15 protein-coding genes and 2 riboswitches are annotated in these 20,183 nt (G+C 61.2%); of the genes, 11 read left to right on the plus strand and 4 right to left on the minus strand.

The window, feature by feature from the left end; genetic code table 11:
* Positions 1-103 precede the first annotated feature (103 nt).
* The 4 genes from ACED88_RS07210 to ACED88_RS07225 all read left to right on the plus strand — a co-directional run bounded on the left by ACED88_RS07210 (position 104) and on the right by ACED88_RS07225 (position 5,484).
* Positions 104-583: a GNAT family N-acetyltransferase gene (locus ACED88_RS07210; protein ID WP_449109186.1), complete on the plus strand. Its 480-nt coding sequence runs from the start codon at positions 104-106 to the stop codon at positions 581-583.
* Positions 584-836: 253 nt separating this feature from the next.
* Positions 837-2,591, plus strand: a complete 1,755-nt coding sequence (locus ACED88_RS07215; protein WP_449109187.1) for an ABC transporter family substrate-binding protein — start codon at positions 837-839, stop codon at positions 2,589-2,591.
* Positions 2,592-2,740: 149 nt separating this feature from the next.
* Entirely contained in the window at positions 2,741-4,273 is a 1,533-nt protein-coding gene (locus tag ACED88_RS07220) for an ABC transporter permease (protein WP_449109188.1), read from the plus strand.
* Positions 4,273-5,484, plus strand: coding sequence for an ABC transporter permease (locus tag ACED88_RS07225; RefSeq protein WP_449109189.1), 1,212 nt, complete (start codon positions 4,273-4,275; stop codon positions 5,482-5,484). The genes ACED88_RS07220 and ACED88_RS07225 overlap by 1 nt, the downstream gene beginning before the upstream one ends.
* 91 nt (positions 5,485-5,575) lie before the next feature.
* Here ACED88_RS07225 and ACED88_RS07230 read toward each other — a convergent pair whose 3' ends face one another.
* Positions 5,576-6,154, minus strand: a complete 579-nt coding sequence (locus ACED88_RS07230) for a hypothetical protein (RefSeq protein WP_449109190.1) — start codon at positions 6,152-6,154, stop codon at positions 5,576-5,578.
* Positions 6,155-6,273: 119 nt separating this feature from the next.
* On the opposite strand from ACED88_RS07230, the gene ACED88_RS07235 reads away from it, so the two are divergent.
* Positions 6,274-8,025 (plus strand): ABC transporter ATP-binding protein, encoded by a 1,752-nt coding sequence (locus ACED88_RS07235; RefSeq protein WP_449109191.1) that lies wholly within the window; start codon positions 6,274-6,276, stop codon positions 8,023-8,025.
* Between the two features lie 331 nt (positions 8,026-8,356).
* Here ACED88_RS07235 and ACED88_RS07240 read toward each other — a convergent pair whose 3' ends face one another.
* Both ACED88_RS07240 and ACED88_RS07245 read right to left on the minus strand, forming a co-directional pair.
* Positions 8,357-9,319: a phosphoglycerate dehydrogenase gene (locus tag ACED88_RS07240; protein ID WP_449109192.1), complete on the minus strand. Its 963-nt coding sequence runs from the start codon at positions 9,317-9,319 to the stop codon at positions 8,357-8,359.
* A gap of 111 nt (positions 9,320-9,430) precedes the next feature.
* Positions 9,431-10,087 carry a TetR/AcrR family transcriptional regulator gene (locus tag ACED88_RS07245; protein ID WP_449109193.1) on the minus strand — a complete coding sequence of 219 codons (657 nt, stop codon included), beginning with the start codon at positions 10,085-10,087 and terminating at the stop codon, positions 9,431-9,433.
* A 141-nt stretch (positions 10,088-10,228) separates the two neighbouring features.
* On the opposite strand from ACED88_RS07245, the gene cls reads away from it, so the two are divergent.
* Complete coding sequence (gene cls, locus ACED88_RS07250; RefSeq protein WP_449109194.1) at positions 10,229-11,728, plus strand: cardiolipin synthase; 1,500 nt, start codon at positions 10,229-10,231, stop codon at positions 11,726-11,728.
* A gap of 95 nt (positions 11,729-11,823) precedes the next feature.
* On the opposite strand, the gene ACED88_RS07255 is transcribed toward cls, so the two are convergent.
* Entirely contained in the window at positions 11,824-13,290 is a 1,467-nt protein-coding gene (locus ACED88_RS07255; RefSeq protein ID WP_449109195.1) for an LLM class flavin-dependent oxidoreductase, read from the minus strand.
* Between the two features lie 108 nt (positions 13,291-13,398).
* Positions 13,399-13,499, minus strand: a riboswitch (SAM riboswitch).
* A 201-nt stretch (positions 13,500-13,700) separates the two neighbouring features.
* A riboswitch (SAM riboswitch) is annotated at positions 13,701-13,794 on the plus strand.
* Positions 13,795-13,798: 4 nt separating this feature from the next.
* Between ACED88_RS07255 and ACED88_RS07260 the strand changes: the two genes are divergently transcribed.
* From ACED88_RS07260 to ACED88_RS07280, 5 genes are all read left to right on the plus strand, one after another.
* The gene (locus ACED88_RS07260; RefSeq protein ID WP_449109196.1) at positions 13,799-14,605 is read left to right on the plus strand and encodes an ABC transporter ATP-binding protein; all 807 of its coding nucleotides are present in this window, start codon (positions 13,799-13,801) and stop codon (positions 14,603-14,605) included.
* 8 nt (positions 14,606-14,613) lie between these two features.
* The gene (locus tag ACED88_RS07265; protein ID WP_449109197.1) at positions 14,614-15,654 is read left to right on the plus strand and encodes an aliphatic sulfonate ABC transporter substrate-binding protein; all 1,041 of its coding nucleotides are present in this window, start codon (positions 14,614-14,616) and stop codon (positions 15,652-15,654) included.
* A 2-nt stretch (positions 15,655-15,656) separates the two neighbouring features.
* Positions 15,657-16,514, plus strand: a complete 858-nt coding sequence (locus ACED88_RS07270; RefSeq protein ID WP_449109198.1) for an ABC transporter permease — start codon at positions 15,657-15,659, stop codon at positions 16,512-16,514.
* 235 nt (positions 16,515-16,749) lie between these two features.
* On the plus strand, positions 16,750-17,676 hold the full coding sequence (locus ACED88_RS07275; RefSeq protein WP_449109199.1) for a type IV toxin-antitoxin system AbiEi family antitoxin domain-containing protein: 927 nt from the start codon (positions 16,750-16,752) through the stop codon (positions 17,674-17,676).
* Between the two features lie 317 nt (positions 17,677-17,993).
* Positions 17,994-20,102 (plus strand): AMP-binding protein, encoded by a 2,109-nt coding sequence (locus tag ACED88_RS07280; RefSeq protein ID WP_449109200.1) that lies wholly within the window; start codon positions 17,994-17,996, stop codon positions 20,100-20,102.
* Positions 20,103-20,183: the final 81 nt, after the last annotated feature.

Here is a 20,183-nt window from a genome sequence, read left to right on the forward strand (position 1 = left end):
GCCGCCCCGCATCGTCCTTCCGGACGGTGCGGGGCGGCTTTTTACATTTTGTGCGGTTACCAGCGGGTAATAAGCGCAGTTCAACGGGTTTTAGAATGACTGTATGTTTACCCTGAAATCCTTTTATGACCTGACTCTTGATGAACTCAACGAGATTTACCTGCTGCGCGGGCTGGTCTTTGTGGTGGGCCAGAAGATTACCGAAGAGAACGAAATCGACCGGGCAGACCGGCAGGCCCTGCACTTCTTCCACGCCAATGAGCGCGGCGAGGTGCTGGCCTATCTGCGGCTCTTTGATTTGGCGACATTCTCGGATGAGTCCCACCCGGCAGAGCCCGGCGCCTGGACGCTGGGGCGGGTGGCAGTACATCCGGACGCCCGCGGCACCGGCCTGGGCCGCCGCCTACTCAATGAGGCACTGACCTGGATTGAAGAAAACACTGAGGCCGAACGCATCTCTATTAGCGCCCAGGCCTACCTAGCTGAGGGCTATTACGGGGCGGCAGGCTTTGAAATTATAGGTGAGCCCTACCTTGAGGCCGGTATCGAGCACGTGCATATGGTGCGCCCCATCAAGCGCTAGCAAAAGAAGGAAAGCTGCGCCATTTTATGAGCTAATACGACGCTGTAACGTACTTTTTACATTTTTTTGAAGAGTTTTACATATAAACAGGGGTTTGTGTGGCACAGTTCCCCAAAAGTGACCTAGTATATACATTACGCATCGTGTGATTCACCACACCCAAGAGCTGGGGAGGCTCCCGCCACCCCCGCGCACACAGGGTGAAGATCGCGGACCACAACATACATTTCCCCTTTTCAGCAAGGAGACACTAATGCGCAAGACCCGCATTTCCTCAGCTCTCGGCCTCTCAGCTGTAGCTGCCCTGGCTCTCTCAGCCTGCGCCAGCTCCGACACCGGCGCCTCCAGCACCTCAGGCTCCGACGCAGCTGCATCAGACAAGTCAGTTTCAATTGCTATCACCAACGTTTTCTCCTCACTGAACGTAGGCACCGCTGAAGGTAACTCAGACACCAACGGCATCATCGCCCAGATGACCAACCGTGGCTTCTACACCATCACCAACACCTTCGATATCCGCCACAACGAGTGGTTCGGCACCTACTCCATGACTGAAGAGGGCGAAGGCATCAAGGTTGACTACAAGGTCAACGACGACCAGAAGTGGTCAGATGGCAACGACATCGACAAGGGCGACCTGCTCCTGGCATGGGCTGCTCAGTCAGGCCACTTCGACAGCGAAGACGGCGAACTCACCTACTTCGACTTCGCAGGTGAAACCGCTGGCCTCGGCGGCGCAGAGGTTCCCGTTGTCAGCGAAGACGGCCGCTCCATCTCCTTCACCTACCCCCAGGCTTTTGCTGACTGGGAAATCGCCTACGACATCGATAAGCCCGCCCACGTTGTTGCTGAGCTTGCAGGCATGACCGAAGACGAGCTGATTGCCGCTATCGAGGGTGCAACCCCCGGTGAAGAAAACGAGCAGCTGCGCAAGATTGCAGATGCCTGGAACACCGGCTACAACACCACCACCATGCCTGCCAACGAGGCTCTCACCGTCGGTAACGGCCCCTACCTGGTCACCGCTGTTGAAGAGAACCAGTCAGTTACCCTGACCGCCAACCCCAACTACCAGGGCGACAAGAAGCCCGCTATTGGCGAAGTTGTGCTCAAGGTTCAGGGCGACGTTGCCACCCAGATTCAGGCCCTGCAGAACGGCGAAGTCAACGCCGTTGCTCCCCAGGCCTCCATCGACACTGTCTCCCAGCTGGAAGCTCTGAGCGGCGTTGTTACCGAGACCCAGCCTGACCAGGCCTACGACCACCTGGATCTGAACATGAAGGAGGGGTCACCTTTCGCCGATGAGAACGTCCGCAAGGCCTTCCTGCTGACCGTTCCCCGCCAGGACATCGTCGACAAGCTGATCAAGCCCATGGACGCCGACGCTGAGGTTCTGAACTCCCAGCTCTACGTAGCTTCTGACACCGAGAACTACTCATCCGCCGTAGAGAGCAACAACTCCTCTGAGTACCCCTCAGACGACATGGATGCCAACATCGAGAAGGCCAAGGAACTGCTGGACGGCCAGACCCCCACCATCCGCATCCTCTACAACAACGCGAACCCCAACCGCACCAACTCCTTCCAGATGATCAAGGAATCCGCTGAGAAGGCAGGCTTCGTGGTTGTTGACGCAGGTAGCGAGCAGTGGTCATCCCTGCTTCAGGGCGGCGACTACGAGGCATCCATCTTCGGCTGGGTTTCCTCGGGTGTAGGTAACTCCTCACTGGGTCAGATCTTCCAGACCGGCTCGTCCTCCAACTTCACCGGCTACTCCAACGAAACCGTTGACGCAGCAGCCGATGAAATTATGACCACCACCGATACCGCCCGCATCGAAGAGCTGAAGAAGCAGGCAGACGGCGAAATCTTCAAGGACGCCTACGGCCTGCCCCTCTTCCAGTCCATCGCTGTTACCTCGGTTTCCGACACCATCACCGGTGTACAGCCCAAGCCCGGTCAGCAGCCCCTGACCTGGAACATCGAAGAGTGGGACATCGCAGAGTAAGTACAGTTACGCTCTAGTCACGCTACAGATGGCAACTAACAATCTGTAACTGCCCTACGGCGCGGACGCTCACGAGCGTCCGCGCCTCTGGCTGTTTGAGAGCACCCTCCTATCCCCAGGGTGTGCTCCCCTACCCATCAGGATTCATCATGCTCATGTATTCCGTGAGGCGCCTGATCACCGCAGTGTTCATCCTCTTCGGTGCATCGTTCCTCATCTACAACCTCGTAGCTATCGCGGGTGACCCCCTCGAAGAACTACGCACCTCGACCTCTCCCAACAAAGAAGCACTGATTGCCCAGCGCACCGAGGCGCTTGACCTCGATACCCCCGCTCCCCTGCGCTACTTCAAGTGGCTCGGCGGCGTGCTCGGCTGCTTTGCAGGTAAGTGCGACTTTGGTCAGAACCTGGCAGGCACACCCGTCACCCAGCTTCTCTCTAACGCTGTCTACCAGACTCTCACCCTGGTCGTAGCAGCCACCGTGCTCTCCATCCTGATTGGTGTCAGCCTGGGTATCATCTCAGCCCTGCGCCAGTACTCAGGCCTGGACTACACCGTAACCTTCGCCAGCTTCCTCTTCTTCTCTCTGCCCTCCTTCTGGATCGCAGTTCTGCTCAAGGAATTCGTCGCTATCGGCTTCAACGACTTCCTGCGTAACCCGGTGGTCACCATACCCACGACCCTGCTCATATCGGTTCTAGCAGGCCTCTTCTGGTATTCCGCGTCCTTCGGCAAGCAGAAGACCCGCTACCTGATGGGTCTGCTGGGCTTCGCCATCACCGCAGGCGCTATCATCTTCGTCTCCACCACCAAGTGGTTCCTCACCCCCTTCCTGGGTATCCCCTTCATGCTGCCCCTGGGCCTGGGCGCCGCCGTCATCTTCACCATCCTGGTCTCCGGCCTGCGTAACCGCCGTGCCCTGGGTGCAGGTCTCACCATGGTCGTCGCTGGCCTGGCGGCCTATTTCCCCCTTCAGGACCTGCTCGACCTGGCCACCATGCTCATGGTCGTCCTCATCACCCTGGCCTTCATGGCTCTGGGCTGGATTGTCGGTCTCGGTTGGGGTGGCTACGACAAGGGCCAGGGTGCCCGCGTCGGTATGCTCACCGGCCTGGTGATGGCCCTGCTGATTATCGCCGACCGCTTCATGCAGGCCTGGCCCGCCTACATCAGCAACAGCCGCATCAAGGGCCGTCCTATCCCCACCGCTAACGCTTCTACCCCCAACCTGCAGGGTGACTTCTGGATTCTGAACACAGATACCCTCACCCACATCCTGCTCCCCACCATCGCCCTGACCCTGATTTCGCTGGCATCCTACTCACGCTACTCGCGTGCGTCCATGCTCGAAATCATGAACCAGGACTACATCCGCACCGCCCGCGCCAAGGGCGTCTCAGAGCGCTCCGTCGTCATGAAGCACGCCTTCCGCAACGCCCTGATTCCCCTGGCAACCATCATCGCCATGGACATCGGCGGCATCATCGGTGGCGCAGCGATCACCGAGCGTATCTTCGCCTTCAAGGGCATGGGTACCCTCTTCCTCGACTCGCTGGCCCACACCGACCCCAACCCCGTTATGGGCGTCTTCCTGCTGACCGGCATCCTGGCGCTCGTTTTCAACCTTGTGGCTGACCTTCTCTACTCAGCCCTCGACCCGCGTGTGAGGGTGAAAGCATAATGAGCACCAACGACAAGAACCTCAGCTCAGGGCCCGCTAAGGAGCCCACCACCGAAACCACCGCACTACGCTCCGTCGAAACCAACATCGATATCCGCGCTCAAGAGTCCGTGGGTAAGACCCAGGGCCAGATTGTGCGCAAGCGCTTCCGCCAGAACACCGGTGCGGTTATCTCCCTGGCGATTCTTATCGCCGTGCTCCTGCTGGCGATTACCTCCATCGGCGTAGGCCCCATCCCCGGCTGGTGGAAGTACAACTACACCGAGATGCAGCCCATCGTAAACGGTGCAGCCCCCAACGCCCAGCACTGGTTTGGCCAGGACGCCACCGGCCGTGACCTCTTCGCCATGACCATGCGCGGTGTGCAGAACACCTTCCTGGTGGTCATCCTGATTACCAGCATCGCCGGCTTCCTCGGTGTACTCTTCGGTGGCCTGGCAGGCTACTACCGCGGCTGGATTGAAGCCGTCATCATGCGCTTTACCGACATGGTTATCATCATCCCCCTGATGCTGCTGACCGCCGTGCTCGGTAAGCTGGCCGGTAGCTACTTCCACGGCATCTGGAACACCATCATGTTCGGTGTAGTCGTGGGTCTGCTCTTCTGGTCCTCCCTGGCCCGTCTGGTCCGTGCAGAGTTCCTCTCCCTGCGCGAACGCGAGTTCGTGGACGCCGCCCGCCTGGCAGGCGCCTCAGACCTGCGCATCATCTTCAAGCACATCCTGCCCAACGCCATCGGCGTGGTCACCGTGAACGTGTCACTGATGATGAGCTCCGCAATTCTGACCGAAACCGCGCTCTCTTACCTGGGCTTCGGTATCAAGGCCCCCGACTGGTCACTGGGTTCACTGATTTCAGCGAACCAGTCAGCCTTCTCTACCCGCCCCTGGCTCTTCTGGTTCCCCGGCCTCTTCATTCTGGTGATTTCACTCGCCGTCAACTTCGTTGGCGACGGCCTGCGTGACGCCTTTGACCCCCGCCAGAAGAAGTTCAACCCCAAGAAGGCAACCAAGCGTACCGCCCACTCAGCCGAAAACGGCGTGGGTATCGACGGCTCAGCAACCACCCCCGCAGCAGCTCCTGCCGCGGCAGGCACCGCCACGGTACACACCTCCCTTGCCTCAGAGGTAGAGACCCCCGCCAGCAGCCGAACCTCAGACTCCCTTGACCAGGACCTGGACGGCCCGGCAGGCTCACCCCAGAACAAGTAGCTCTCATCGCACGAGGCGGTGAGCGCACCAGCACTCACCGCCTCGTTGATAACCGAATAGAGAAGGCAGAACCTCCCGGCCCACCGAAAGCTTAGAAGACTAAGCCAGCCATAGCGGCCAGAAGCAAAAGGACGAAGACCACCAGCCCGCGGGCGTCCACCCGCGACTGCTGAAGTGGCTCAACCGCCCCCAGGGCCTCGTCCTCCACCAGCTCCTGCCAGTAGCCGCGCAGCACCAGGGCAACCGCCCCAGCCGCCGAATTCGGAAGATCCGAAGCGCGCACTGACCGCTCTGCACCGTAGGTGATAGCGGGCAAACGCTCAAGATCCTGACGATGGGCAGAAAGGGACGCCGCCATACCGCTTGACGGCAAACCAAAAGCCTGAAAACGCTTGGTGGGAGTCACCAGGGTCAGATGGTACTTGGTTGAAATATCAATCAGGGCAGCGTAATTGACCCGGTGGGTCACAAAGGGGTTATAGATGGTGATGTCGTCGGCACCAGCAACCAGGCTGGAACGACCCAGCACGTACCAGACCGTATAGGCCATCCACAGCACGCCCCAGCCGCCGGTCAGTAGGGCCGAAAGGCCACCGCTGACAGCTAAGGCCACCAGCACGCTCGCTGCAACCAGCACAGCGCACCAGGTGTAAAAAGGGGCGGTCTTCACGCGAAAGGTAACCGGAGGGTTCTGCAAATACTGAGACTTCATAGTCTCTCGATTCTCTCAGATGAGACAGCTCCACCACACCAATCTTCTACAGAAACAACCAAGAGTTGGGAAAACCAGTGAATACACCAACCACTCAGCCAACCGGCGCCCAGCCGGTCCTCGAAGTCCGCGATCTCAGCGTTGACTTCGGCGTCGAACGTACCTGGGTTCCCGCCGCCATGAACCTCAACTACGAGGTGCATGCCGGTGAGGTCCTCGCCATTGTGGGTGAATCCGGCTCAGGTAAGTCCGTTTCGTCCATGGGTATGATCGGGCTGCTGCCCAAAAACGCCCGCGTCACCGGCTCCGTCAAGCTCAACGGCCGCGAACTCATCGGCCTGACCAACACCGAGCTGCTCAGCGTGCGCGGTGAAGAAGTCGCCGTGATCTTCCAGGAACCCATGACCGCCATGAACCCGGTCATGACCGTGGGCGACCAGATCGTTGAGACCCTGCGCCTGCACAAGAACGTCTCACCGGCAGAGGCTAAAGAAGAAGCCATCAAGATGCTTGAGATGGTCGAAATGCCCGACCCCATCAAAGCCTTCAACTCCTACCCCCACCAGATGTCCGGTGGCCAGCGCCAGCGCGCCATGATCGCCCAGTCGCTCTCCACCAACCCCAAGCTGCTCATTGCAGATGAGCCCACCACGGCACTCGACGTGACCGTGCAGGCCGAAATTCTTGAGCTCATGCGCAACCTGCAGAAGAAGCTCAACTCAGCCATCATCCTGATTACCCACGACATGGGCGTGGTCGCCGACCTGGCCGACCGTGTTGCCGTCATGCGCCGCGGCCAGATCGTTGAAACCGGCGAAATTCACGAGGTCTTCAACAACCCCCAGCACGAGTACACCCAGGCCCTACTCGGTGCCGTGCTCCACCTGGGTGGCGACGAAATCGACGTGAACGCCGCTATCGACGACGCCGCCGAAAACCAGCGTCCTGCCACCGAGCTGCTAGAGCAGGTAGCCCCCCAGCGCACCGGCGAGGTCATCCTCTCCCTCAAGGACGTCGCCCTCGAGTACCCCAAGCAGGGACGGGTTGGCCCCTTCCGCGCCGTCACCGGCGCTAACCTCGAAATCCGTGCCGGTGAAGTACTGGGTCTTGTGGGTGAATCGGGCTCCGGTAAGTCCACCATCGGCCGCGCAACCGTCGGCTTCCTGCAGGTTGCCGAAGGTGAGCTAAACGTCTGCGGCGTCGACATGCGCAAGCCCAGCCGCAAGGACCTGGCCGAGGTACGCAAGCACGTGGGTATGGTCTTCCAGGACCCTTCGTCCTCCCTCAACCCCCGCCTGCCCATCGGCGAATCCATCGGTGAGCCCATGATGCTTGCCGGCGTCGCCAAGGGAGCCGAGCTACAGAAGCGTATCGAGGAGCTCCTCGACCGGGTAGAGCTGCCCCGCTCCTACCGCAACCGCTACCCGCACGAGCTCTCCGGCGGCCAGAAGCAGCGCGTCGGCATCGCCCGCGCCCTCTCCCTCAAGCCCAAGCTACTCATCGCGGACGAACCCACCTCAGCACTCGACGTTTCGGTTCAGGCCCGCGTGCTGGAACTCTTCCGTGAGCTCCAGGAAGAAATGGGCTTCGCCTGCCTCTTCGTCACCCACGACCTGGCAGTCATCGACGCCCTAGCCGACCGTATCGCGGTGATGCGCCGCGGCGAGATTGTAGAGCAGGGGCCGCGCGAGCAGATTCTGCGTCACCCCCGCGAGGTCTACACCCAGCGCCTGCTGGCCGCTGTGCCGCTGCCCGACCCGGACGCCCAGGCTGAGCGCCGCGAACTGCGCGCCAAGCTGCTGGACGAAACCGGCCACGTCGTCAGCTAAAGACAACTAAAAGGAGCTCCACCAGATTCTGGTGGAGCTCCTTTTGTGTACCTATACGTGTATTTCGGTGGCAGAGAATGCAAAGGACGTGCTAGCGCCAGCTGACCCTCTCGGGCTCGCGCTGGGGCGCTCACCCGATTCACGCCAGACCCAGCCAGCTGGCTTCTAGCACGTCCTTTGCATTCCTCACGCACAGCCGGTTCAGGTCAGGGGTGGGGTAGGGCGCTACGTCCGCTGGCTCGGGGCTGGCGTGAATCACGACGAGCCGCCAGGCGAGGAGTGAGAGGGTCTGCGGACGTTGCGCCCTACCCTACCCCTTAACTCCCCTCCCCTAGTTCATCTTGTTGCGCCAGTCGGCGTCCTTGCCCGCGCGGGCATCGCGCAGAGCCTGCAGGTTCTGTTTGATGAGGGCTTCGGGCTCGACGGGGCGGCCGCCCGCTGAGTGGGGGGTGATGATGATGTTCTTGGCGTCCCACAGGGGGTCGCTGGCGGGCAGGGGCTCTTCCACTACAACGTCGACGGCGGCGCCGGCGATGCTGCCTGAGTTGAGGGCTTCAATCAGGTCTGCCTCGTTGACGGTGGGTCCTCGGCCCACGTTGATGACGTAGGCGCGCTGGGGTAGCTTGGCTAGGCGGGCGGCGTCGAGGGAGTTCTTGGTTTCCTCGGAGTTAGGCAGGATCATGACGAGAATGTCGGTGGTTTCTAGGACCGAGTCGATGTCGTCGGTGGCGACCACGGGGAAGCCCGCACGCTCACCTGCTGAGCGGGCGATACCGGTGACCTTGGCGCCGAAGGCGTCGAAGAGGCGGGCGGTGGCCTGGCCGATAGAGCCAAAGCCCCAGATGGTGACCTTGGCGCCGAGCAGGGTGGTGACCTGGTCAGCAGGGTGCAGCTCCTGGGGGCCGCCTAGTTCGGTGGCCCAGTTCTTCTGTGCCTGGTGCTCGGCCAGGGTGGGCAGGAAGCGTACAAAGTTCAGGGCCAGGGCCAGGGTGTGTTCGGCAACGGTCTTTGAGTGCAGGCCGCTGCCGGAGGCGATGACGGCCTCGGGGCGGAAGCCCGCGGCGCGTGCCTGGTCGGGGCCTGCCAGCAGCGCCTGGACCAGCTCTACCTGCTGAAGGTGGGCTGCGGCGTCCTTGAGCTGGTCGTTGGTGTTACCCCATGCCACCAGCACATCGGCGTCGTGGTGTTCGGGGGCGATATTGACGGTGGGGTCGTAGCTGACCAGCTCATCGCCGGCTTCAGCGCCCAGGGCGCTCTGGTCAAGGGTGATTGATGTGGGCAGAAGAATCTTCATGGTGTACTCCTTTGTTCCAAGTGTTAGGCGCGGGGGCACCCACTAGCCACTTTACCCTCGTAGGGCCCTGCCAGGCCTACCCGTGACGCAGCATGACGGACGGGGTCGCGGCTAGTCCTCGCGCAGCAGGTGGCGGAAGGTCTGCACGGCCTCGCGGATTATCTCATCGCGTTCAGTGCCCTCGGGCACACCGCGGGTGTAGTCCATATAGCGGAGCAGGGCCGAAGTGATACAGAGGGCTGCACGCAGGCGGGGCTCTGAGGCTCCTTCCCCGGCTTCGCTTTCGGGCAGGTAGGGCCAGGGGCCGCGGCGTCCGCTCGCGCTGAACTCCACCCAGTTGACGGTGCGCAGCAGGTCAGCCAGGGTCTTTTCGCACTCGATATGGTGGGTTTTCAGGCGGTAGCGCAGCTCCGGGTACTCCTGCACTAGGGGGCGCACCTGCGGGTAGGTGGGGCTATCAACCGATGCGACTATGATGTCGAGCATCAGGTGGGCGACGCGCTCGAAGATATAGAGGTCCTGGCGGGCAGCATCGCGCTGCAGGATGTCATCGGTGATGACGGGGGCGCGCAGGCCGAGCACGGCGTCCTCTTTACTGGCGAAGTAGTTGAAGAGGGTGCGGGGGCTGACCCCGGCAGCTTCAGCGATTTCGTCGGTAGTGGTGGCTTTGAGGCCCTTCTCAAGCACAAGCTTGAGCGCGGCCTCGTGAATCGCGGTGTGGGTTCGCTCCCGGCGCTGCTGGCGCACGGACTTCTCGGGTTTCTTCACACCACCAGTCTATTGCAGAGGTGCAGAGAACCTAAGCTAGGTGAGATATTACGGGCAGGGTACGAGCATCGCGCGTAGAGAGCTTTCTGACTATGTGGACAAGCCCCACCCCGCACTCGGACCCCGGGTAGACTTAGAAAGGTGAACTTCAGCCTACCTTTTCTCGATATCACGAACCTGCCGGATTGGCTCTCGATAACCCTGGTCGTTATCGATATCCTCATCCGCATCACCGTTATTTTCTGGTTGCCCTACAACCGTAAACCGGTGGTCGCGCTCGGCTGGCTGATGGCGATTTTCTTTATTCCCTTCGTGGGCCTGTTTGCTTTCTTGATTTTTGGTTCCAACCTGGTGCCCCGGCACCGCCGCAGCCGCCAGCGCAGCATGAACCAGATTATTAAGGACTCCATCGAGGGGGACGACGCCGTGCTGGGCGGCCCGGAGCTCTCTGAGCCTGCGCGGGTGGCAGCTAACCTCAACTACAAGCTCGGTGCCCTGCCCCTGATTGGCGGCAACGACTTCGAGCTACGCCACGACAACAATGCGGCCCTGCAGGAAATCGCCGAGAAAATCGACCAGGCTAAGAAGTACGTTCACTTCGAGTTCTATATCACCGCCCTTGATAGCACCACTGAGCCCCTCTGGGATGCCCTGGTGCGGGCCCACCAGCGCGGTGTAGCGGTCCATGTACTCATCGACCATATCGGCTCCCGCAAGTACCCCCGCTGGAAGGAACTCCAGCGCAAGCTCAACGATGCAGGGGTGCCCTGGCGGCTCATGCTCCCCCTCAAACCCTGGAAGGGCCAGTGGCAGCGCCCCGACCTGCGTAACCACCGCAAGATCGTGGTCATCGACGGCGAGCTGGCTTTCTCCGGCTCCCAGAATGCTATCGATAGCACCTACAACCTCAAGGGCAACATCAAAAAGGGCCTAGAGTGGAAGGACCTCTCCTTCTTCTGCACCGGCCCCGTGGTACACGAGCTCAACGCGGTCTTTGTCTCCGACTGGTACGCCGAGACCAAGGAACTTCTGCTCGATGAAATCGACGCCGACATCGAAGCCCACGACGAGGCAGGGCAGGAGGGCCAGCGTCCGCTCGCCCAGATTGTGCCCTCTGGCCCCGGGTTCGAAACCGAAAACAACCTGCGCCTGATCAACCACCTGATTTACAACGCAGAAGACCGCATCACTATCTGCTCGCCCTACTTCGTGCCCGAAGAGACCCTGCTGCAGGCTCTGACCAACATGGCACTCTCGGGTATCGACGTGACCCTGATTGTCTGCGAGAAGGGTGACCAGTTCCTGCCGATTATGGGGCAGCGCTCCTACTACGAGCAGCTGCTCCGCTCGGGTGTGAACATTCAGCAGTACCCCGGCCCCACCGTGCTGCACTCCAAGTTCATGATTGTGGACGACGAAATCACCTTCATCGGCTCATCCAACATGGACCCCCGCTCCTTCGCCCTCAACTTTGAGGTCTCCACTTTTATCGTGGGCAAGGCTATGGTGCAGGAACTCGAAGGCGTAGCCCGGGACTACATCTCCCGCTGCAAGCGCCTGCGCTACGACGAGTGGGTCAACCGCCCCAACCACCAAAAGGTTGCCGAGAACCTCTGCCGCCTGTGGAGCGCCCTGCTCTAACCGTCGGCACGGCTTAAAGAAGATAAGGACGCCGCCCCGCACTCCCCTGCCCGTTGGCAGGAAGGTGCGGGGCGGCGTCCTTACAGCGCTAAGACCTAGTGGCCTGCGGCCTCAGCCTTCTCAGCGTTCTCAAGCGCCAGCTTGAGGAAGTCACGAGCCGGGGTGTCGGCAGCGGAGGGCTTACCCGCGTAAGCACCGCGGTACTTGGCAGCCGGGTGGCGCTCGTCCACGTACTTGTTACCCTCACCAAAGAGGCTCTCGCGCAGGGTAGAGCCCTCATAGGCGGTGCGGTAGCGGCCGCGCTTCTGCAGCTCGGGAACAACGAACTCAACGAAGTCCTCGAAGGAGCCGGGGGAAACGTGGTAGGCCAGGTTGATGCCGTCCAGGCCGCCCTCGTCAATCCACTTCTCCAGCTCATCGGCAACAGTCTGGGGAGAACCCACCAGAACCGCACCCATACCACCGGTGGCGCAGTGCTCGGCGATGTCCTTGCGGGTCCACTCCTTCTCCTTATCCTGCAGGGTGAAGGGGGTCAGGAAGGACTGAATCGACTCGGTCTCAACGTACTTGAGGGCCTCGTCCTCATCGAACTGATCCAGGTCAAGGCCGCTCCAGCCGCCGATGATGCCCTGGGACGCCTCAACGTTCTGGTACTTGAGGTACTCAGCGTACTTGGCCTGAGCCTTCTCATCGGTCTCGTCCACAACGACGGAGAGCATAGCCAGAATCTTCACGTCATCGCGCTTGCGGCCGGCCTTCTCAGCCTCAGAACGGATACGCTCGGTCAGCACCTTGGTCAGGTGGGGGCGCAGGGCGGTAATGAAGATAGCCTCGGCGTGCTGGCCCGAGAAAGCCTGACCGCGGGAGGACGCACCGGCCTGGAAAATCACGGGGGTGCGCTGGGGTGAAGGCTCGGTCAGGGCGATGCCGGGCACCTGGAAGTACTTGCCCTTGTGCAGGATGGGGTGAACCTTAGAGGGGTCAGCAAAGACACCGTTTTCACGGTCGCGGGGCACAGAGCCGTCCTCCCAAGAGCCTTCCCACAGCTTGTAGCAGACGTCGAGGAACTCTTCGGCAATCTCGTACCGCTCATCGTGGTCAATCTGACCGGGCAGACCCTGGTTCTCAGCAGCAGACTGAAGGTAGGAGGTCACCACATTGAAGCCCACGCGACCACCGGTCAGGTGATCCAGGGTGGAGTAGGAACGGGCCAGAGTGTAGGGCTGGTTGTAGGTCACAGCGGCGGTCACGCCAAAGCCCAGGTGCTCGGTGACAGCGGCCATAGCAGAAATCTGCAGGAAGGGGTCACCCACAGGAACCTGGGCGCCGTCCTTCAGCACGGGAGCTACTGAATCCTTGTAGACATCGTAGACACCCACCACGTCAGCGATAAAGACAGCGTCAAACAGACCCTTCTCGCAGACCTTGGCCAGGTCGGTCCAGTACTTAATGGTGTTGTACTCATCCGCACGGTTACGGGGGTGACGCCACAGGCCAAAGCTCTGGTGGCTGGTAGTGGTCATATCGAAGGCGTTGACGACGATGCGCTTCTTCTCGGTCATGAACCGGGCCCTTTCACAGGTGGTGCTTGGCCCTCCGCGCCCGTGCTGCCGCCGGCGTCCTTACCCAAAGGAAAAGGCGCCGAGCCTTCGCGAAGGTGGCGCCTGGGTGCGCCGTACTTGCATTACTGCCTGATCCTCATCTGGGGCACCCCGCTACGGGAGAGGGTTGCCGCCCAACTAGCCAGAGCTTGACGTTGGGACTCTTGATCTTGAGATTTAGTGTAGCCCTCACAGCCCGCCAAGAGGCAAGCATCTGAGGCTACGTTTCACATTGTGGCACGTGTTGAGCAGTGTTACGCTCACCTGCGAGTTCCGGTCAGTTTCACCCACTGCGTCACACTCGTAACCAGGCGAAATACCGCGTCATACTCTTGCCCGGTTCCAACAAACGCCCCTAGCGTTGAAAGCGTTAACCATCCAGAGCGACCGAGAGACTTGGCTCAACGACGTCGCAGCAACCTCCCTCCACCAGGGGTCGGTGCTAACGCCAAGAGACGATGGAGAAAGCATGAGCGCACCCACGCTAGAACGCACCCCCACCACCCTCACAGCCTGCGAAATCGACTTCAATGCCGTCGGCAAGACCTTCATCGGCGAGCGCGGGGAGACCCGCACCGTCCTTGAAAACGTTTCTTTTACCGCCTACCCCGGTGAGATTATTTCGATTATTGGTTCCTCGGGCTGCGGCAAGTCGACCCTCTTGCGGGCTGCTGCCGGCCTGGGGGCAGCGACCGCCGGTACCGTCACGATTGACGGCAGCCCGGTACGGGGTCTCGATTCCCGTGTGGCTATTGGTTTCCAGGAGCCGCGCCTGCTGCCCTGGCGCACCGTTGAAAAGAACGTGGCGCTGGGTCTGCCCAAGGGTACCCCCAAGGACGTTGCCCGCGAGCAGGTTGCCCGCCTTCTGGACGTCGTGGGGCTGGCAGACTACGCCCAGCACCGCCCCCGTGAGATTTCCGGTGGCATGGCTCAGCGCGCCTCCCTGGCCCGGGCGCTGGCGCGGAACCCCGGCGTCCTGCTGCTGGATGAGCCCTTCGGCGCCCTTGATGCCCTCACCCGCATTAACATGCAGGATCTGCTGCTCGATATTCATGCCCACGACCCGGCCACCGTCCTGCTGGTCACCCACGACGTGGAAGAAGCCCTCTACCTCTCAGACCGGGTGATTGTGCTGGGTAAGCCGGACCCCGCTGCGCCCGCGACGATTGCCCGCATCGTGGAGGTGCCCGATCACCGCCCGCGCGACCGCGGCAACCCCGCGCTCTCGTCCCTGCGCAAAGAACTTTTGGCCGAACTCGGCGTTGAAGAACACTAGGAATACACATGTCACTCATTTCTCGTCTCACCACCACCTCTGCCCTGCTCGCAACCGGCACCCTACTACTGACCGGGTGTCTGGCAGGGGAAAACGCTTCTACCGCCGATACTTCTGCAGCAGCGGGCGACACCACCGTCACCATCGACTACGCCACCTACAACCCGCTCTCCCTGATTATCAAGGAAAAGGGTTGGCTAGAGACCGCCCTGCAGGAGCAGGGTAAGGATGTCGAGTGGGTACAGTCAGCCGGTTCGAACAAGGCTAATGAGGCCCTGCGCTCCGGTGCGATTGACGTGGGTTCCACCGCGGGCTCAGCTGCCCTACTGGCTCGCTCTAACGGCTCACCCATTCAGGTGATTGACCTCTACTCCCAGCCCGAGTGGTCAGCTCTGGTAACCCGCACCGACACCGGTATCTCATCGGTGAAAGACCTGGCCGATAAAAAGGTAGCCGTCACCAAGGGCACCGACCCCTACTTCTTCCTGCTCCAGGCTCTTGAAGAAGCAGGTGTGTCACCCGATGAAGTCACCATCGAGCAGCTACAGCACGCCGACGGCCGCACCGCCCTCAACCAGGGCACCGTAGATGCCTGGAGCGGTCTTGACCCCATCATGGCCAGCGCCGAAATTGAGGACGGCAACACCCTCTTCTACCGCAACGTCGACTTCAACACCTACGGCTTCCTGAACGCCACCGAGGACTTCATCGAGAGCGACCCCGAAGCCGCCCAGACCATCGTTGACGTCTACGAATACGCCCGCGACTGGGCACTCGCCAACGAAGAAGAGGCCGTGCAGATCCTGGCAGACGGCTCCGGAATTGAGCTTGAAACCGCCCAGGTCGTCTGGGGCCGCACCTACCTGGATATCGACAACGTGCCCGGCGACAAGCAGCTCGCCGTGCTGGAGAAGGTCGGCCCCTACCTGGTTGAATCCGGCGACGTTGCCTCACAGGGCGAAGTAGACACCGCCCTGGGCAGTATCGTCAACGACACCTTTGCCCAGAAGGCCGACCCCGCCCGCATTTCAACCCTGGTGGCTGAGTAGTCATGTCAGTTACCTCTGATCTCACCACCCAACCGGCGACCCACCGCCGCCTGGCGCGCACCGAAACACCGGCGTCCGCGAAGGTACCCCGCCGCCCCCTGCTCACCCGCCGCTGGGCACCCTGGCTCGGCGCCCTGCTTCCCCTGGTTCTGCTGGCGCTCTGGCAGTACCTGAGCACCGCCGGAGTCTTTAGCGCGGTGCAGCTCCCTGCCCCTTCGAAGGTGGTTGCCGCTGCCCTTGATTTAGCAGGACGAGGGCAGCTCGGCCTGCACGTCGCTATCTCAACCCAGCGCGTGGTACTGGGCTTCAGCATCGGTGCCATCCTGGGGCTGGTGCTCGGAGCCTGGGTAGGGCTCTCCCGCTGGGCCCAGGTGCTCGCCGCCCCCACCATCGGCGCCCTACGCGCTGTACCGTCGCTGGCCTGGGTGCCGCTGCTGCTGCTCTGGATCGGCATCGGTGAAAACTCCAAGGTCACCCTCATCGCTATCGGCGCTTTCTTCCCCGTCTACACCACCGTCTCGGCGGCCCTAGCCCACGTGGATCCCAAGCTGGTTGAAGCGGCCCGCACCTTCGGCGTCCGCGGCATCAACCTCTTTACCACCGTGCAGCTACCTGCCGTTCTGCCCGCTGTGGTCTCGGGTCTGAGGCTGGCCCTGGCGCAGGCCTGGCTCTTCCTGGTCGCCGCCGAACTGCTCGGTGCTTCGATGGGGCTGGGCTTCCTGCTCACCGACTCCCAGAACAACGGCCGCACCGACCGCCTACTCCTGGCCATCGTGCTACTCGCTATCCTGGGTAAGATCACCGACGCCCTGCTGGGTGTATTCGAACGCTGGGTCAAGGCCCGGTTCCCCAGCAACTAGAAGAAGGGGTGGGCGTACGCGCCGGGTTGAGGGGCGAGGGCGCGACCATCCGTGAATGTAACCGAAAGCTTCATCTGCATGTTCTTTGAACACGCAGATGAAGCTTTTGGCTACCTACAGCACTGGTGAAGCTCCCCTGTGGAAAACAGCCCTTCAAGCGTCATACAAACGCATAGAGGTATAAACCCACACAAAACACCCCGAGTTATCCACAATTTATATATAACCCCTTGTCATGGACGAAACTATCGGAGACATTCATGGCATGGAACAATTCTTTACCGAAGTAAAAACCTCTGCGGAGCTGCGCCATCTCGGGAAGTCGTCCTCAAGCATCACCAGGGCATGTCAGAGCGGAACCCTTCGTCGCATCTGCCACGGAGCCTACATCAAGACCTCCACCTGGAACAGCTGGGATGCCCGCGCCCGTTGCATCGCCCAACACGTAGGGTTTCTCAAAACCAGATCAGACTTCGTGCTCAGCCATATATCCGCAGCGCTGTGGTGGGATGCACCCCTACTGCGGCTCCCCCGCAAAATTTGGGTCAGCCATCCAATGGAGACCGTCCGCTCTACCCCAAAAGTCCATGTCAGCCGTGCCCGAAAGACAGAGTGCTCATCTGCTGTCTTCCATCAAGGAGCTTTTGTCACTCCTCCCCTACAAACAGCAGTCGACTGTGCGCTGACTCTGCCCATACTTGATGCCCTGTGTATCGTGGACTTTTTTCTCAACCAAGGACTCATCGCCGCTTCTGATTTCACCAGTAGCATTACGGGTTTACGTTGCAAAGGGGTCAAAAACGCGCGTGAGGTCAGCCGTCTCATGAGCGAACGCTCAGAATCTCCTGCGGAAACGGTGACCCGCTATCGAATTGCGATGTGGGGGTTCACCCCGCCCAAGGAACAGGCAACCATTTGGGTGGGAAGTTCCTACTACCGCCCCGACTTTCTGTGGGAAGAGCTCAAACTCATCTTAGAAGTCGATGGTTACGTCAAATATGATGGCACCTATGGCGACCCTGGGGCAGCTATCCGCGCTGAGAAAAGACGCCACCGTGACCTTGAGAAACTCGGGTACCGGGTCATTAGGGTGCAGTGGGAAGACATCGTGCATCACCCGGAAAATTTACGCATCCTTTTGGTCAATGCCGGGGTGCGGTAACGTGGCGTGTGCTCGGCGAATGTCGTCAAAACCTTCATGTGCATGTTCTTTGAACGCGCAGATGAAGGTTTCGGTTACATTCGGGGACGAAGCAGACGGACGGACGCGCGTCACGCGGCGTCATAAACGTTAAGGGGCGTCACGGTTTAGTAGCAGTGGCTCGCAGGTGCTTACCCTGAAAGAGATTTTGTCCATCAAGAGCGATACGAGAGACCTGGCTCTACGACGATCGCAGCAACCACGCCGAACAAGCCGCCCACGGGCGTCCTGCGAGAACCGGCGCCGGTGCTACAGCCAGCTACCGATGGGAGATACCCTTGGGCGCACCTGCCGACTTCGTGTACACCGACCCTTTCAATCCCACGCCCAACCCGGCACTCACCTCAGATGAGGCCCGAATCGAGTTCTGGGCTGACCAGGCCAAGGCCCGCCTGACCTGGGGTGAGATGTTTGACGAAGCCAACCCCCACACCTTCGCCAAGCCTCAGAGCCTGGGCCTCGATGATGAGGGTATCGAGCAGTTCACCGTGCCCGAGATTAAGTGGTTCGAGGGCGGCAAGCTCAACGTTGCCTACAACTGCGTAGACCGCCACGTCGAAGCGGGTAAGGGCGATAAGGTGGCCCTCTACTTCGAGGGTGAACCCGGTGACCGCGAGGCCATTACCTATGCCGAGCTGCAGCGCCGGATCGCTAAGGCAGCCCACGGCCTGGAGAAGCTGGGCATCGGCAAGGGTGACCGTGTGGTCATTTACCTGCCGGTGATTCCCGAAACCATCATCTTCACGCTTGCCTGCGCCCGTATTGGCGCTATTCACTCCCTGGTCTTCGGCGGTTTCTCGGCTGAGGCCCTGAAGTTCCGCGTGGAAGATACCGGCGCTAAGGTACTCATTACCACCGACGGGCAGAACCGCCGCGGCACCGTGGTCCCGGTTAAGGCGACCGCCGACGAAGCCTGCTCAGGTGAGAACAATATCGAGCACGTCATTGTGGTTGACCGCACCGCTGGCACCCCCGAAGCCCACGCCGCTGTGCCCTGGACCGAGGGCCGCGACGTCTGGTACCACGACCTGGTCGATAACCTGCCCGACACCCACGATTACCAGCTCTTTGACGCTGAAACCCCGCTCTTTATCATCTACACCTCCGGCACCACCGGTAAGCCCAAGGGCTTGGTGCACACGTCCGCGGGCTACCTGACCCAGGTGGCCTACACCCACGCCCTGCTCTTTGACCTGCTCCCCGAGATTGAGGACGAGAGTGGCCAGCGCCGCGTGGACGAGCTATCAACCGTCAACGACCCCGCCAAGGTCGAGAACACCGTTCACTGGTGCACCGCCGACCTGGCCTGGGTCACCGCCCACACCTACGAAATCTACGGGCCGCTGCTCAACGGCGTTACCGAGGTGATTTATGAAGGCACCCCCAACACCCCCACTTTTGAGCGCCATTTTGAGGTGCTTGAACGCTACGGGGTGACCAACTACTACACCGCTCCCACCCTGATTCGTTCCCTCATGGGGGCCTTCCCCGACGGCCCACCCGCCGACAAGTACGACCTCTCGTCGGTACGTCTGCTGGGGTCGGTGGGCGAGTCCATCAACCCCGAGGCCTGGCGGTGGCTACGGACGCACGTGGGCGGGGGCACCGCGTCCTTCATCGACACCTGGTGGCAGTCCGAGACGGGCTCGACCGTCTGCTCGCCGCGTCCGCACGACCCCCAGTTCGCGCCCGCTGGCACCTTCGCGGACGACGCGCCCCACACCGGTTCCAAGCCCGGCTGTGCGACCCGGGCAGTTCCGGGTATCTCAACCCGCGTGGTTGACGAGCACGGAGCCGACGTTGAGCCTGGCGTCCAGGGCTTTATTGTGGTCGATAAGATTGGCCCCTCCATGGCCCGCACGGTCTGGGGCAACCCGCAGCGCTACCTGGATTCCTACTGGCGCCACTACGGCGAGCGCGGCTGGTTCCTGGCTGGGGACGGCGCCAAGGTCGATGAGGAGGGCGACGTCTACATTCTGGGTCGTATCGACGATGTTATTAACATTTCGGGCCACCGCCTGTCGACCATTGAGATTGAGTCTGCCCTGGTCACCCATGAAGCCGTGGTAGAGGCAGGTGTCTGCCCGGTGGAGGATGAGCTGACCGGCCACCAGGCGGTTGCCTATGTGACTCTCTCTGAGGCCGGCCGCGCCTTGAGCGCCGAAGAGTTGAAGGCGGCGCTGACCGAGCATATCCGCCACGAGATTGGGCCGATTGCCAAGCCCAAGGACGTCATTGCGGTAGCCGATATTCCTAAGACCCGGTCGGGCAAGATTACCCGCCGCCTGCTCGGTGAGCTCTACCAGGGCCGGTCACTGGGCGATACCTCATCCCTGCAGAACGAGGAAGCTCTCGAAGCTATCGCCCAGGTGCTAGCAACCCGCTAAAGGTACCCGAACCGCCCCGCGCGTCCGCGTCCGCCTGCCCGCCCCGCGGGCGCCCCCTTTGCGCAGGTGAGCGCCTACCCG

It is taken from the genome of Rothia sp. 11273D007AR (assembly GCF_053547255.1).